Origin of the sequence: Marinobacter piscis (assembly GCF_007671655.1) — a bacterium.
GTDB classification, from domain to species: Bacteria; Pseudomonadota; Gammaproteobacteria; order Pseudomonadales; family Oleiphilaceae; genus Marinobacter; species Marinobacter piscensis.
Genome location: NZ_VCGX01000002.1, coordinates 309,483 through 324,117 on the forward strand (window position 1 = coordinate 309,483; position 14,635 = coordinate 324,117).

Here is a 14,635-nt window from a genome sequence, read left to right on the forward strand (position 1 = left end):
ACGGGCTCAGTTTCAGAATCCGGATAAGTTCCGGTATTCTGCAGGAATTACTCTCACTCTCAAAAAAACAGTTTCAATATGAATCGTAAAAAGTTTTTTCTTGTGGTGCTCATCGTTGTAATTGTGAGCCTTTTTCTGGGGTTTGATGGGCACACACTGCTTACACTGGAAAACCTGCAGGCGCATCAGGAAGCTCTGGCTACGTGGATTGATCAGAACCTGTTCATTGCGATTGCCGGGTATGCTGCGATTTATGTTGTTGTAACGGCCCTTTCTTTGCCCGGCGCCGCGATAATGACTCTGGCAGGCGGTGCTTTTTTTGGCAACCTGTTCGGACTGGTTGCGGTGTCCATTGCCTCGACGGTCGGGGCGTCTGTGGCGTTTCTGGTGGCCCGGTATTTACTGCGTGACACACTTCGTAAACGGTACAGGGAGACTGTGGCGAAGATAGATCGGGGCATCTCAAAAGACGGTGTATTTTACCTGGCCACATTGAGGCTGGTGCCGGTATTTCCTTTTTTCCTGATCAATCTGGCCATGGGGTTGACGGGCATGAAACTGCGTACCTACGCGCTTGTAAGCTGGGCTGCCATGTTACCGGGTACCTTTGTGTATGTGAACGCGGGTACCCAGTTGGGACAGATTAGCTCAACGGCGGACATCGTCTCTTCCGATGTACTGCTGTCCTTTGTACTACTGGGGATGTTCCCTTTGATTGCCAGGTTTGTGGTGGGCTTTGTCCGCCGCCGAAAAGTCTATGCGGGTTGGCAGAAGCCGGAGCGCTTTGACTATAACCTGCTTGTGATAGGCGGGGGCTCTGCCGGGCTGGTGTCGGCCTATATTGCCGCCGCGGTGAAAGCCAGAGTGGCTTTGGTCGAAAAGGACAAAATGGGGGGTGACTGCCTGAACACGGGCTGTATGCCATCCAAGGCGCTGATTCGTAGTGCTAACGTCGCAGATACCATGCGCAACGCCAATCGTTATGGACTAGAATCTGTACCCGTGACTGGCTCTTTCAGGAAGATTATGAGCCGGGTAAAAGAGGTGATTGCCAGAGTTGAACCACATGACTCGCCGGAACGTTATCGCAAACTGGGCGTGGACTGCATTGCCGGTGAAGCGAGTTTCGTGTCTCCCTGGGAGGTGGAAATAAAGCACACTGACGGCAGCAGCGAACGCCTGACTGCGCGAAGCATTATAATCGCCACGGGAGGCAAGCCGGCTCTGCCCGCTATTCCAGGCCTGGAAGACATGCAACCGCTCACCTCTGAAAACCTTTGGGCGCTTCAGGAGCAACCGGAGCGGTTGCTGGTTCTTGGGGGTGGCCCCATCGGCTCTGAACTCGCCCAGGCCTTCGCACGGCTGGGCAGCCGGGTTACTCAGATTGAGCGTGATAAGCGTTTGCTGACAAAAGAAGACGAGGATGTTGCCGCATTGGTACTTAAGCAGTTTGAGGCGGATGGTATCGACGTACGCCTGCAACATTCTGCAGTTGAGTTTTGTATGGAGGAAGGGGAAAAAGTTGCCTACTGCGAGCAGGGTGGTGATCGGGTCCGGATTCCCTTTGATCAGGTGCTGGTGGCTGTTGGTCGCGCGGCAAATACTACAGGCCTGAATCTGGAATGTATAGGTGTGGAAACCCTTCCTAACGGTGTGGTTCCGGCTGACGCGGATATGAGCGTTCGTTATCCTAATGTGTATGCCTGTGGCGATGTGGCCGGCCCCTATCAGCTTACTCACGCAGCGTCTCACCAGGCGTGGTATGCGGCGGTGAACGGCCTGTTTGGCTCGTTCAGACGCTTCCGGGTGGATTACCGGGTGATGCCCTGGGTAACATTCACCTCGCCGGAAGTGGCTCGTGTCGGTCTCAGTGAGACGGAGGCCCGGGCACAAGGTATTGCCTTTGAAGTGACCCGGTACGGCCTTGATGACCTGGACCGGGCCATTGCGGAAAGCGAAGACTATGGCTTTATAAAAGTCCTTACGCCACCGCGCAAAGATAAAATTCTGGGAGCCGTTGTTGTAGGCTCTCACGCGGGTGAAATTCTTGCAGAGTTTACACTGGCCATGAAACACGGTCTGGGCCTGAACAAGATCCTCGGTACCGTTCATCCGTACCCGACCTGGAATGAGTCGGCCAGGTTCGCAGCCGGTGAGTGGAAACGTGCGAACGCCCCTGAAAGTATTTTGAAGTTGCTCGAGACATTGCATGGCTGGCGCCGGGGTAAACCCCGGACCCATAACGGAAACCAAACGGTGCAATCTGTGTCAGAGCATCATGATTCATGAACCAGCAAGGAGCATCCATGCCCCTGACCGAAACCCGACCTGCCGGAAAGCGCATTCCGGCGGTGGAAGTGCTGGGGTCCAGAGCGTTCGATAGCTGGACCCACACCCGCAATGGTGCCCCCAGAGGCTACATTGATGCGGACACGCTGAAAGAACTGTGGATTCATACTGGTACCGCCTGCAATCTGGCTTGTCCGTTCTGTCTGGAAGGCAGTCACCCCGGCGATGGCCGTATTTCCGGTATGAAACTGAGTGATGTGAAGCCATTTCTCCACGAAGCACTGGAGATGGGGGTAGAGCAGTTTTCATTTACAGGCGGTGAACCGTTCGTGATTCGCGACTTCGTAAACATCCTTGATTATGCCAGCCAGCACCGCCCGTGCTTTGTGCTGACGAACGCGACAGAACCTTTGCTCAAGCGCCGGCACCAGGTGTTGCCATTGCTGAACAACCCGTACCCGATTCACTTCCGTGTAAGCCTGGACTTTCCAGACCGTGCCCGTCACGACAAGGACCGGGGGGAGGGCAGTTTTGATCAGGCGTTGGAGGGGATTCACTGGTTACTGGAGCAGGGCTTTAAGGTATCGGTTGCCCGCCAGACAGATTCCAATGAAGTGCCAGCAGAGGTGGAAGCTGCCTTTCGGAGTATATTCCGCGAGTGGCAGATTCCGGAGAATCTGGCGTTTACGGCATTCCCGGATCTGGGAACGCCGGGGTCGGAAGATGGCAGCCCCGAGATCACCGAAAACTGCATGGAGAAATACCCGACCCCTCAGAGCCGATCACATTTCATGTGCACCTATACACGGATGCTGGTGAAGAAAGGCGACGACGTCCGGGTTTATGCGTGTACTCTGGTGGATGACGACCCTCAGTATGATCTGGGCGGATCACTGGCGCAGAGTATGGATGAGCGTGTCATGTTGCGGCACCACCGGTGTTTTTCCTGTTACCGGTACGGTGCGAGTTGTTCGGCCCCGGGTTAGTTGTTGCAGGCGAGCCGCGCATTGTCCAATATCCTGAGTCTGGTACGACTACAATATCAATAAGGAAGGTTCATGACTAAAGCACTCTTTCAGCGGGATGGGGAATTTTTTGTGCCAACGCCGGCAAGTGGCAGCCCCTGGAGCCCTAAGCATTTGCATGGCGGTCCGGTGGTGGGCCTGATGGCCCATGCCGTGGAACAGGCGACCGATAATGCAAGTTTACATATGGCGCGGCTCACGGTGGATTTGCTGCGGCCAGCCCCTTCGGCACCCTTGTCACTGTCGACTCGGCTGGTGCGCGGAGGTAAGCGTATTCAGGTTATGGAAGCTTCGTTATTAGCCGGTGATACAGAGGTTGCCCGGGCCAGCGCCCTTTTTCTGGAGAACACATCTGTCCCGGTTCCGGATCATGGGCGCTTTCCGGCATCAGAGCTTGCGCCACCGACCGGGTCGGTTGAAACCACTCTGTCCGGGGTGGCGGGTTGGCAAAACCAGTACAGCCCGGTGGGTCTGCATAGTACTGCCAAAGCAGTGATTGTTGACGGTATTAAAGGCGAAGGGCATGGCCTGGCCTGGATGAAATTACCGGTGCCATTGGTTGAAGGGATTGAAACGAGCCCCACTGTAATGGCCGCGACGCTCTGTGACTTCGGGAACGGGGTAGGTCAGCTCAGGCTGAGCGACGATACCGGCTGCATCAATGCTGATGTAAGTCTGTATCTCCACCGCCGACCGGTGGGCGAGTGGCTGGGCGTGGATGCCCGCAGCCGTATGCAAGAGGTGGGTGTCGGGCTGGTAGAAACAACAATGTTCGACGCTCAGGGTCCGGTAGGAAAAATACTGCAGACGATCATGCCCATGGCGATGCCCGGGGTGGAGCGGAAATAAAAAAACGGGAATGCCGCAGAGCCACATTCCCGCCTTCCTGAGCACCAGCCAGGCTGGTGCTCACATTGCACGGCTAACTTACATGTTCGGGTAAGTTGGCCCGCCACCACCTTCCGGTGGTACCCAGGTAATGTTCTGTGCAGGGTCCTTGATGTCACAGGTCTTGCAGTGAACACAGTTCTGAGCGTTGATCTGGAATTTCTTCCCACTGCCGTCTTCGGCTTCCACAACTTCGTAAACCCCCGCCGGGCAGTAACGCTGAGCAGGCTCATTGTACTTCGGCAGGTTTTCTTTGATCGGAATGTCCGGGTCGGTCAGTTTAAGATGAACCGGCTGGTTTTCCGCGTGGTTGGTGTTGGAAATAAACACCGAGGATAGCTTGTCAAAGGTCAGCTTGTTGTCCGGCTTCGGATACTCCACCTTTTTACTCTCAGCCGCGGGCTTCATGGTCGCGTAGTCCGGCGTCAGATCGCGGAAGGTGAACGGCAGGCTTCTGCGCAGAATGTTCTGCTCAAAGAAGGCAATTGCACCCCCGATGAAGTTACCGAACTTATGCATGGCCGGGCCGAAGTTACGCTCGTCGTACAGCTCTTTGTATAGCCAGCTGTTTTCATAGCGGTCAGCGAAGCTGGTGATCTCTTCGCCCGTCTGGCCACTCTTCAGCGCCTCAAACACGGCTTCTGCGCCAAGCAGGCCGGACTTCATCGCGGTGTGAGAGCCTTTAATCTTGGAGCTGTTCAGCGTACCTGCATCGCACCCAAGGAGCAGGCCACCCGGAAAGCTCATCTTCGGCAGGGCGTTATATCCGCCTTTGGTCAGTGCGCGGGCACCGTAGGATACACGCTTGCCACCTTCAAGATACTTCCGGAATTCCGTATGCAGCTTCAGGCGCTGGAATTCATCGAACGGGCTCAGGTGCGGGTTGCTGTAGGAGAGATCTGTAATCAGGCCGACATACACCTGACCATTTTCCAGATGGTAAAGGAAGGAGCCACCGGTTGTGCCGGTTTCGCTCAGAGGCCAGCCTGTTGTGTGAACAACCAGACCGGGCTCGTGTTTGGCCGGGTCTATGTCCCACAGCTCCTTGATGCCAATGCCATAGTGTTGGGCGTCTTTGCCCTCATCCAGTTTAAAGTCCTTGATCAGGCGCTTGCCAAGATGGCCGCGGCTGCCTTCTGTGAACAGGGTATACTTGGCGCGCAGCTCCATGCCTGGCATGTAGCCATCTTTTTCAGAGCCGTCGGCGGCTACGCCCATGTCGCCGGTAATGATGCCTTTGACCTGACCATCCTCAACAATGGTCTGATCCGCGGCAAAGCCAGGATAGACTTCGACACCCAGTTCTTCTGCCTGTTCTCCGAGCCAGCGGCAAAGGTTGCCCAGGCTGATAATGTAGTTGCCCTGGTTATGCATGTTTTTGGGCACAAACGCATTCGGGACCTTGGTGGCCTTTTCCTGGTTCTTCAGCAGAAAAATGTCGTCACGGGTCACCGGCGTGTTCAGCGGGGCGCCTCTTTCTTTCCAGTCGGGGAAAAGCTCATTGAGGGCGGTTGGTTCGAAAACGGTACCGGCCAATATGTGCGCACCAATCTCGGAGCCTTTCTCTACTACACACACTTCCAGCTCTTCGCCGGCTTCCTGCGCCAGCTGCTTGACACGGCAGGCTGCCGACAGGCCAGCCGGCCCACCGCCGACGATAAGAACATCAAACTCCATCGATTCGCGTTCCACGTTGGTCTCCTCAAACATCTTTAATGGATATTGTATGCCCGCAGGCTTTTGAATTCCGGAGTGCCATCATACCGTTAAAAGTATCCCCAGACGACTACCTGAAGCCTGATAATCCAGCTTTTTACATATAAATCATACCGTATTTACCATTTCAAACAAACGTTTGTTTGAAATGTAGCGGGCGCTTTGGCAAGGTAGTTTTGTGCTGTATTTCAGCACTCTGGGCCGGTTATTGCGTATGTACTTCTTGTATGAAGCGGCGACAAGCGCAGCGGACTGGTCTGGAAATCACGCGCGACACGGCTGATCAGGCTATTGACCCGCTTACTCTTTGCCTTCAGTATTAGTTCGCCGTGACGGATGGCCCCAGTGCGAGGCCGCTGTTTGTAACGTTCGGTCTGTATACCGGTTTACGGGTATGCAGCCGAAATGAAGCAATTGAGAACGCTTTGTTGCCCGCCCTTATCCGGGCCTGCTGTGGAGTGTTTTTGATTGAGAGTCATTAACCCATCGTAGAAGAACGAGGAATCTATGAAGGTTCTGGTCGCTGTAAAACGAGTAATCGATTACAACGTAAAGGTACGTGTCAAGCCGGATAACACTGGTGTTGATCTCGCCAACGTCAAAATGGCAATGAACCCGTTTTGCGAAATCGCTGTTGAAGAAGCGGTTCGCCTGAAAGAAAAGGGTGTTGCCAGTGAAATTGTAGTGGTGTCTATGGGCCCCAAGGCTTGCCAGGAGCAAATCCGTACTGCTCTGGCGCTGGGTGCAGACCGTGGTATCCACGTTGAAACCGAGGATGATGTTCAGTCTCTCGACGCAGCCAAGCTTCTGAAAGCGGTTGTTGAGAAAGAAGAGCCCAAGCTTGTTATTCTGGGTAAGCAGTCCATCGATACAGATAACAACCAGACGGGTCAGATGCTTGCTGCACTGACTGGCATGGGGCAGGGCACCTTCGCTTCAGAAGTTGTTGTTGAAGGCGAAAAAGTGAATGTTACCCGTGAGGTAGACGGCGGTCTGATGACCGTTGCGCTGAACCTGCCGGCGGTCGTAACCACCGACCTGCGTCTGAACGAGCCACGTTACGCGTCTCTGCCAAACATCATGAAGGCCAAGAAGAAGCCGCTTGATGCAATGAGCCCGGCAGACCTGGGTGTTGAAGTGGCGCCGCGCCTGTCCACATTGAAAGTAGAAGCACCTGCAACGCGTCAGGCGGGTGTGAAAGTGGAAGACGTTGCTGAGCTGGTCGACAAACTGAAGAACGAAGCGAAGGTGATCTAAATGAGCATCCTTGTAATTGCTGAACACGACAACAGCACCCTGAATCAGGCTACTTTGAACGTTGTAGCGGCTGCCAAGGCTATCGGCGGCGATATTGATGTGCTGGTTGCCGGTGAAAACTGTGGTGCTGTAGGCGAAGCTGCTGCCAAGGCAGACGGCGTTGCAAAGGTATTGGTTGCTGACAACGCTGCGTACGGCCACTTCCTGGCTGAAAACCTGGGCGAGCTGATCGCAGAGCTGGGTAAAGGTTACAGCCACGTTCTGGCTGCCGCCGGAACCAATGGTAAAGATTTCATGCCCCGCGTTGCGGCGCTGCTGGACGTTGCTCAGGTCTCTGACATTATCCGTGTTGAATCTGAAGATACCTTCGCGCGTCCGATCTATGCCGGTAACGCAATTGCGACGGTCAAGGCAAGCGATAGCATCAAGGTTGTCACGGTACGTCCGACAGCGTTTGATCCGGTTGCCGCTGAAGGCGGTTCTGCCGCCGTTGAGCAGGTCGACGTAGTGAAAGACGCCGGCGTTTCTGCCTTTGTCAGCGAGCAGATGGCTGAGTCTGATCGTCCGGATCTGGCCAGCGCCGGGATTGTTATCTCCGGTGGTCGCGGCATGCAGAATGGCGAAAACTTCAAGATGCTGGAGCAGGTTGCTGATCTGCTGGGCGCTGGTATCGGTGCGTCCCGTGCCGCTGTTGACGCCGGCTTTGTGCCGAACGACATGCAGGTAGGCCAGACCGGTAAAATTGTTGCGCCACAGCTGTATATTGCAGTGGGTATCTCCGGTGCCATTCAGCACCTGGCGGGTATGTCTGACTCCAAAGTGATCGTTGCGATCAACAAGGACGAAGAAGCACCGATTTTCCAGGTTGCCGATTACGGCCTGGTAGCGGATCTGTTTGAAGCAGTGCCGCAACTGGAAGAAGAGCTGAAGAAAGTTCTTTAACTCTATCCAGTCCTCAAAAAAGACACCTTCGGGTGTCTTTTTTGTTGGGGCACCATAAACTGTAAGTTTGTTACCCATAACCCGCTGCTGCCCGGTTGCATACTATGGCCTCAAGCCCGTTTACCTCTTTAGCCTGTCCCATCGATGGGGGCGCGCTTCATTGCAACGGGAAAAGCTGGCACTGCAGTGCCGGTCATAATTTTGATATTGCCCGCCAGGGTTATGTTCATCTATTGCCGGTACAGAACAAACGCTCGAAAGACCCTGGCGATAATAAAGAGATGGTTGCCGCCCGCCAGCGTTTTCTCAATGCCGGGTATTACCAACCCATAGCCGACGCTGTTTGCCGGGCAGTATTCCAGGATGATGCCAGCATCCGCAGCCTGAGCTGCCTTGATGCGGGATGTGGTGAAGGCTATTACCTGCGGTGCCTTTCAGACAGTGCGCCGGAAGGTACTGGCTTGACGCTGCTCGGGCTGGATATCTCCAAATCGGCAGTGTTGGCCGCAGCCAGGCAAGACAAAAACCCGACATGGGTGGTAGGAAGTAACGCCAACTTACCGGTGTTGCCAGAAACTCTGGATCGTATTCTTTGTCTGTTTGGTTTCCCGGTTTATCAGGAGTTTTCCCGTGTGCTTCGGGCTGGTGGTGAGCTGATTGAGGTAGAGTCTGGCTCAGATCATCTGCGCGAGCTGCGGGAAATCATTTACCCGGAGTTGAAGGAGTCCAGACAGGTTCCGGATACAGCGCCGGAAGGGTTTTCAGTTCTGGAAAAGTCTGCCGTGTGTTTCAGCCTGGAACTTCCTGATCAAAACGCCATTGCCGACCTTCTGGCCATGACACCTCATTTTTATCGGGGCAGTACAAAAGGGTTGGCCCGTATACAAGAACTTGAATCACTCAGTGTTACAGTGGAAGCTACTATCCGGAGATTGGAAAAAAACTGACAAAAGGACAATCAATGACCAAATCAACAGAAACCACCTACGACCTGGTTATTTTTGGTGCGACCAGCTTCGTCGGTCAGATACTCACGGATTATCTGTTTAACACGTATGGTGTAAATGGTGAGGTAACGTGGGCGATTGCCGGGCGTTCAGAAAGCAAGCTCAGCACCCTTAAATCCAGGCTGGGAGAAGGCGCCGGTGAGTTACCGGTTATTCTCGCGGATGCCACAGATGAACAGGCACTGAAAACCATGTGTGAGCAGACCCGCGTGGTTATATCTACTGTGGGCCCTTACGCGTTGTATGGCGAGCCTCTGGTAAAAGCCTGCGTGGAAACCGGGACCGACTACTGCGACCTGGCGGGTGAAGTGCAGTGGATCCGCCGCATGATTGAGCGTTATGAGGATCAGGCAAAAGCATCTGGCGCCAGGATTGTGCATTGCTGCGGTTTTGACTCGATTCCGTCGGATATGGGTGTCTGGTTCTTGCAGCAGCAGGCGGAAAAAATCTTTGGCGAGGTGTGCCAGGACGTGCGTATGCGCGTGAAAGTTGCAAAGGGCGGTCTCTCCGGCGGAACGGTTGCGTCCATGATCAACGTTGCCAAAGAGGCGGCTGCAGACCCGAAATTACGCAAGCAACTGGCGAATCCATTCTCCATTTGCCCGCCTGAGCATCGCTCAAAGGTGCGCCAGCCTAACCTCAAAGGCGCTGAATTTGATAAAACCTTTAATGTCTGGCTGGCGCCCTTTGTAATGGGTGCTATCAATACCCGTATCGTGCACCGCTCCAACGCCATGCAGAATGCGCGCTATGGTAAGGAGTTTACCTACGATGAAGCCATGATGACCGGCAGAGGCGCCAAAGGCCGGCTTACCGCTTACGGCATTACTGCAGCACTGGCAGGGTTTCTGACGGCATCGGCTATCAAACCCAGCCGCTGGTTTGTCGAAAAGCTTGTACCTCAGCCGGGGGAGGGGCCGAGCCCGGAAGATCAGAAGGCAGGTTTCTATGATATGCGCTTTGTGGGGCGCACCGGGAGCGGTAAAACCATGATTACAAAGGTCACTGGTGATGCCGATCCGGGGTATGGTTCTACCAGTAAAATGCTGGGTGAAGCCGGCATGTGCCTGGCGTTCGATATCCCGGCAGAACAGCCGGGTGGTTTCTGGACGCCTGCCTCGGTTCTGAACAGTCAGCTGTTGGAACGTTTAACCAGCAGAGCCGGGCTGACTTTTGAAGTGGTTGAAACCCGCTAATAGCCAGTTTTAACCTCCAACCTGAATGATGCGGTCGGTGCCCGGAAGGGCTTCCGGCCCATGGGCCAGGCTGATCACTGTGCGGCCTTCAAGCAAGGCGTCGATTTGTCTGGCTATTCTTGCCCGGGTTGTTGCATCGACACCGGTAAAAGGCTCATCCAGTATCAGTACTGGCGCCGGGTTTATCAGTACCCTTGCCAGCGCAACACGCCTTGCCTCACCGCCAGAAAGCCGGCTGCCTGAACTTCCCAGCCAGGTATCCAGTTGATCAGGTTCGGTACTGAACCGTTCTGCCAGATCCACCACTTCCAGAGTACGCCAGAGTTCGGCATCGCTTGCATCGGGCGCGCCCAGCAGAAGATTGGCCCGCAAGGTGTCCTCAAACAACACGGTTTCCTGGGTAAGGTAGGCACAGGGCCGGGCGCTAACGGCACCCTGAGTTGGCGCCAGAAGTCCCGTAAAAACATCCGCAAGGGAGGATTTACCGCTGCCGGATTGCCCAAGAATGCCTACTCGCTCACCGACTTTCACTTGCAGGTTAAAGTCGGTAAACAAAGGCGCGTTATCAGAGTGTTTAATAGTCAGGTCGTGCACGGACAAGGCCAGGGGTTCCGGCAGGCTTACAACTGTAGAGGCGTTGTTACCAGGATCAGGATTCCTGCAGTCCCGGTTCAGACGGGCAGCCGAGGCTCTTGTGGCGCCCAGTTTTCCAAACGCTTCAGGCAGCATTCCATAAACCTCGGCCAGACCAAGCAGGGCGATGGGCAGTAAAACCAGAACCGGGCCGGAAATGGCCCCGGAGTGAAACAGTTCAAATCCGGCCCAGAGGGCAAACACCGCAGAGAGGTTAATCAGCAAGTGCGAACCTGCCTGGTACCAACCCATCCGGGAATCAGCTTTAACCTGCTCTGCTGAGGCCTCAGACGCCTGGCCCAGAAGCCAGTCACCGTGTTGCCCGGTACGGCCTGCGGCGGTGATTTCTGCGAAGCCTTCAAGGTGCTCAATAACCGCGGTTCTTAATGCTTCCTGTTGATCACTCTGGCGTGAGGCAAGGGTTGCGGTTTGCAGATAAACGGCAAGGGTTGCCACTAAAAACGCCGCCACAAGTATGATGGCAATCAGTGTGGCTATCCACAAATCAAACAACAGGGCAGATAGCCCGAAGAGAAGCAAGGTCACCAACGCTGCCAGTGCAGCTGGGGCAATCAGGCGTAGATAGAGGGTGTCCAGCGCATCCACATCATTGGTCAGTCTTGATAACCACTGAGCACCGGAGAGCTCATGCCGCTGGTTGCGCCCGGCCGCGGCCAGCTTACGGAATAATGCAACACGAATGTCGGTTAACAGCCGTAGTACTGTATCGTGGTTATACAAGCGTTCAAAGTACCGGGAGACCGTGCGCGACACCGCAAAAAAACGAATGCCACTGCCAGGTACGTACAGGTTAATAGTGGCGGGTAACCCTGCTGCCAGCAGAATACCGACCAGTGCCGTTTCAGTAATGAACCACCCGGAAAGCGACAGCAGCCCCAGCCCTGAGAGCAGGGCAGCCAGCAACAGCAGGCCTCCGGCCAGCAAGCGCCCCGGCCGGGCAAAAATCAGTTTTAGCCAGGGTTTCAGCTCAGACATCGTTTACCTCGCCATCGCGGACCACGAGATGCCGTTTTGCCAGTGCCAGCAAGCTCTGGTGGTGTGTGGAATAGATCAGGGTTTTGCCCCTGCGGGTAAGCTCGCGCAGAGCTTCCAGTACGATCCTTTCGCTTTCACGGTCCAGACCCGCCGTTGGCTCATCCAGCAGTATCAGATCGTAATCCGCGACAAAAATCCGCGCCAGGCTCAGGCGTCGCGCCTGACCTCCGGATAAACCCTGTCCGCCTTCCGAAACCTTGCTGTAGATGCCTTCATTCCGGCTATCCAAAAGCGGGCCGAGACCGACGATGCGGAGTGCCTGCTCGATAACAGCATCAGACACCCCGGGGCTGGTGAGTCGCAGGTTGTCGGCCCAGGTGCCTTGTACAAAAAAACGCCCTTGCCCCAGCCAGCCAAAAGGAGCGGCGCCCGGCGGGTTGCCAAAAATTCGAATACTGCCGCTGTCTGGCACAAGAAAGCCTGCCAGAAGGTGTAAAAGTGTGGACTTCCCTCCGCCTGAAGGGCCGGTGAGAGCCACAATATCTCCTTTGGCAATATCCAGAGAAACCTTGTTCAGGACACTGTGTTCCGGCCGGAACGCAAGTGATACGGCGTCCAGTTTTATCGTGTTTGTCGTGCGCTGTGTGCCATTCTGGCTGCAGGCGGCCCGGGTTGGGCGCCTGGGCGACTCCTCACTCAGTCGCGCCAGGATTTCGGCACCAGCACCCAGCGCTTCGGCCCGATCGTGGTAGTGCTGGGACAGTGTTCGCAGCGGCTGAAAGAATTCTGGCGCCAGAAGCAGAATCAGCAACCCCGAAAACAGGGTTAAGTCGGGAGAGGGGCCGTAACTTATGTATCCAAGCAGTCCGAACCCGATGTAAATTGCAATGACAGCAATCGCAACCGAAGCGAAAAACTCCAGAACGGCCGACGATAAAAATGCAACGCGCAGGGTTTTGAGGGTAATTCTGCGGTACTGGTCAGATCTCTGTTGGATAACTGTTGCCGCGTTCTCAGTCTGACCGAACAGTTGCAGTGTGGTCAGTCCCCGGACCTTGTCCAGGAACTGACCCGAAAGCCGGCTTATAATTTCGAAATGTTGCTGGTTAAGTTTTTCTGCCCCCATACCCACCAGAGCCATAAATATCGGGATCAGGGGCGCGGAAAGCAGCAGGAAAATTCCGGCAAGCCAGTCAAGATAGAAGACCAGTATCAGAATAAGCAGGGGAACGATCAGGGACAGCACCATCTGGGGCAAAAAACGGGCGAAGTAACCGTGCAGAGCATCGACATGGTCAATCCACTCCCGGGCGAGGCTGCCCGCAGAGTCTTGCCCCAGAATAACCGGGCCGCTTTTGCGCCAGTGCTGATGGATCTGATTGCGCGCAGTGTGCCGTACCTGTTCGCTGCATCTTGCTGCCAGGTGGGTCTGAACGCCTTGTGCCAGTGCTCTGAATATAACGGCTACAATCAGCCCGATAAACAGGGGAACCAGCCCGGAGGCTGGTTCTTTTTCGACAACGCCCAAGTGAACAATCTTCGCCAGGAAGCCCATCTGGACGATGGTTGCAACGCCGGCCAGGGTACCCGCGACAACCGTACCCTGAATCCAGTGTCGGTTGCCGCGTGTAAGCCCTGAAAGCCAGCGCCTGACTGAGCGCTGATCAGGTACAGGCGCTGTCACTTAGTGATAACCCTCGCCAGCGCGCACTTTGCCCCGGAATACCCAGTAGGTCCAGGCGGTGTACACCAGCACAAAGGGAATCACAATCAGCAGGCCTATCAACAGGAACAGTTGTGAATCATACGCAGATGCTGCATCCCACAGTGTGTACTCAGGTGGCACCAGATATGGCCAGCGGCTGGCTACCAGGCCGAGATAAGTGGTTATAAACAGCCCCATAGTGGCCACAAACGGCATGCCTTCGGACCGGTTGCGCACAGACCGGAACACCTGGAATGCACACAGCAGCGTCAGCGCAGGCAATACCCAGATAATGCCCAGGTTGCTGAACCAGCGTTCACGAACCATATCGTCAACAAACGGTGTCCATATACCGATAATGCCGAATACGACGAGTACAGCAATCAGCAGGGGCAGGGTGATTTTATAGGCCCACTCCTGTAGCTGACCTTCAGTCTTCATAATCAGCCAGGTAGAACCGAGCAGTGCATAGCCTGCCAGCAGGCCCAGGCCTGTCAGGACGGTGAAGGGTGTAAGCCAGTCCAGGGCACCGCCTGTAAAGACACCATTGGCTGTTTCATACCCCTGAATATAGGTGCCGACAACCACACCCTGGGCGAAGGCTGCCACCGTAGAGCCACCGGCAAACGCCCAGTTCCAGAGGTAACGGGAGCTGCGTGCCTTGAAGCGGAACTCAAAGGCTATGCCACGGAAAATCAAGCCGGCCAGCATCAGGAACACGCCAATATACAGCGCCGGAATCACAATGCTGTACACCAGGGGAAAGGCGCCCAAGAGCCCGGCGCCGCCAAGGACAAGCCAGGTTTCGTTACCGTCCCATACCGGTGCAACCGAGTTCATCATGATATCCCGGTCCGGCTCCGATGGGGCGAAGGGGAACAGAATTCCCACCCCCAGATCAAAGCCGTCCATCAACACATACATGATGACGCCAAAACCGATAATAAATGCCCAGATCAATGCAAGATCAAGCAGTTCCAT

11 protein-coding genes are annotated in these 14,635 nt (G+C 55.1%); 7 read left to right on the forward strand and 4 right to left on the reverse strand.

The window, feature by feature from the left end; all coding sequences use genetic code 11:
* Positions 1-78 precede the first annotated feature (78 nt).
* The 3 genes from FFI95_RS07165 (at position 79) to FFI95_RS07175 (ending at position 4,163) form a co-directional block, all read left to right on the forward strand.
* Positions 79-2,289, forward strand: coding sequence for an FAD-dependent oxidoreductase (locus tag FFI95_RS07165; protein ID WP_144821747.1), 2,211 nt, complete (start codon positions 79-81; stop codon positions 2,287-2,289).
* A 17-nt stretch (positions 2,290-2,306) separates the two neighbouring features.
* Complete coding sequence (locus FFI95_RS07170; RefSeq protein ID WP_144821748.1) at positions 2,307-3,275, forward strand: radical SAM protein; 969 nt, start codon at positions 2,307-2,309, stop codon at positions 3,273-3,275.
* A 72-nt stretch (positions 3,276-3,347) separates the two neighbouring features.
* Complete coding sequence (locus tag FFI95_RS07175; RefSeq protein WP_144821749.1) at positions 3,348-4,163, forward strand: thioesterase family protein; 816 nt, start codon at positions 3,348-3,350, stop codon at positions 4,161-4,163.
* Between the two features lie 78 nt (positions 4,164-4,241).
* Here FFI95_RS07175 and FFI95_RS07180 read toward each other — a convergent pair whose 3' ends face one another.
* Positions 4,242-5,894 (reverse strand): electron transfer flavoprotein-ubiquinone oxidoreductase, encoded by a 1,653-nt coding sequence (locus FFI95_RS07180; protein ID WP_144821750.1) that lies wholly within the window; start codon positions 5,892-5,894, stop codon positions 4,242-4,244.
* Positions 5,895-6,425: 531 nt separating this feature from the next.
* Here FFI95_RS07180 and FFI95_RS07185 point away from each other — a divergent pair.
* The 4 genes from FFI95_RS07185 (at position 6,426) to FFI95_RS07200 (ending at position 10,320) form a co-directional block, all read left to right on the forward strand.
* On the forward strand, positions 6,426-7,175 hold the full coding sequence (locus FFI95_RS07185; protein ID WP_144821751.1) for an electron transfer flavoprotein subunit beta/FixA family protein: 750 nt from the start codon (positions 6,426-6,428) through the stop codon (positions 7,173-7,175).
* Entirely contained in the window at positions 7,176-8,117 is a 942-nt protein-coding gene (locus FFI95_RS07190; protein WP_144821752.1) for an electron transfer flavoprotein subunit alpha/FixB family protein, read from the forward strand.
* A gap of 104 nt (positions 8,118-8,221) precedes the next feature.
* The gene (locus FFI95_RS07195) at positions 8,222-9,064 is read left to right on the forward strand and encodes a putative RNA methyltransferase (RefSeq protein ID WP_144821753.1); all 843 of its coding nucleotides are present in this window, start codon (positions 8,222-8,224) and stop codon (positions 9,062-9,064) included.
* A 14-nt stretch (positions 9,065-9,078) separates the two neighbouring features.
* Entirely contained in the window at positions 9,079-10,320 is a 1,242-nt protein-coding gene (locus tag FFI95_RS07200; protein WP_144821754.1) for a saccharopine dehydrogenase family protein, read from the forward strand.
* Positions 10,321-10,329: 9 nt separating this feature from the next.
* Here FFI95_RS07200 and cydC read toward each other — a convergent pair whose 3' ends face one another.
* Genes cydC through cydB form a run of 3 tightly spaced genes read right to left on the reverse strand, consistent with a single transcriptional unit; the run spans position 10,330 to position 14,635 of the window.
* Complete coding sequence (cydC, locus tag FFI95_RS07205; RefSeq protein ID WP_144821755.1) at positions 10,330-11,949, reverse strand: thiol reductant ABC exporter subunit CydC; 1,620 nt, start codon at positions 11,947-11,949, stop codon at positions 10,330-10,332.
* Entirely contained in the window at positions 11,942-13,633 is a 1,692-nt protein-coding gene (gene cydD / locus FFI95_RS07210) for a thiol reductant ABC exporter subunit CydD (RefSeq protein ID WP_144821756.1), read from the reverse strand. Before cydD ends, cydC begins: the two co-directional genes overlap by 8 nt.
* Positions 13,634-14,635, reverse strand: coding sequence for a cytochrome d ubiquinol oxidase subunit II (cydB, locus tag FFI95_RS07215; RefSeq protein ID WP_144821757.1), 1,002 nt, complete (start codon positions 14,633-14,635; stop codon positions 13,634-13,636). It lies immediately after the preceding gene.

What these genes read in the sequence shown, in the direction of transcription:
- FFI95_RS07165 (WP_144821747.1), top strand. Translation starts at nt 79, where the DNA reads ATGAATCGTAAAAAGTTTTTTCTTGTGGTGCTCATCGTTGTAATTGTG.
- FFI95_RS07190 (WP_144821752.1), top strand. Translation starts at nt 7,176, where the DNA reads ATGAGCATCCTTGTAATTGCTGAACACGACAACAGCACCCTGAATCAG.
- FFI95_RS07170 (WP_144821748.1), top strand. Translation starts at nt 2,307, where the DNA reads ATGCCCCTGACCGAAACCCGACCTGCCGGAAAGCGCATTCCGGCGGTG.
- FFI95_RS07195 (WP_144821753.1), top strand. Translation starts at nt 8,222, where the DNA reads ATGGCCTCAAGCCCGTTTACCTCTTTAGCCTGTCCCATCGATGGGGGC.
- FFI95_RS07175 (WP_144821749.1), top strand. Translation starts at nt 3,348, where the DNA reads ATGACTAAAGCACTCTTTCAGCGGGATGGGGAATTTTTTGTGCCAACG.
- cydB (WP_144821757.1), bottom strand. Translation starts at nt 14,635, where the DNA reads ATGGAACTGCTTGATCTTGCATTGATCTGGGCATTTATTATCGGTTTT.
- FFI95_RS07185 (WP_144821751.1), top strand. Translation starts at nt 6,426, where the DNA reads ATGAAGGTTCTGGTCGCTGTAAAACGAGTAATCGATTACAACGTAAAG.
- cydC (WP_144821755.1), bottom strand. Translation starts at nt 11,949, where the DNA reads ATGTCTGAGCTGAAACCCTGGCTAAAACTGATTTTTGCCCGGCCGGGG.
- FFI95_RS07200 (WP_144821754.1), top strand. Translation starts at nt 9,079, where the DNA reads ATGACCAAATCAACAGAAACCACCTACGACCTGGTTATTTTTGGTGCG.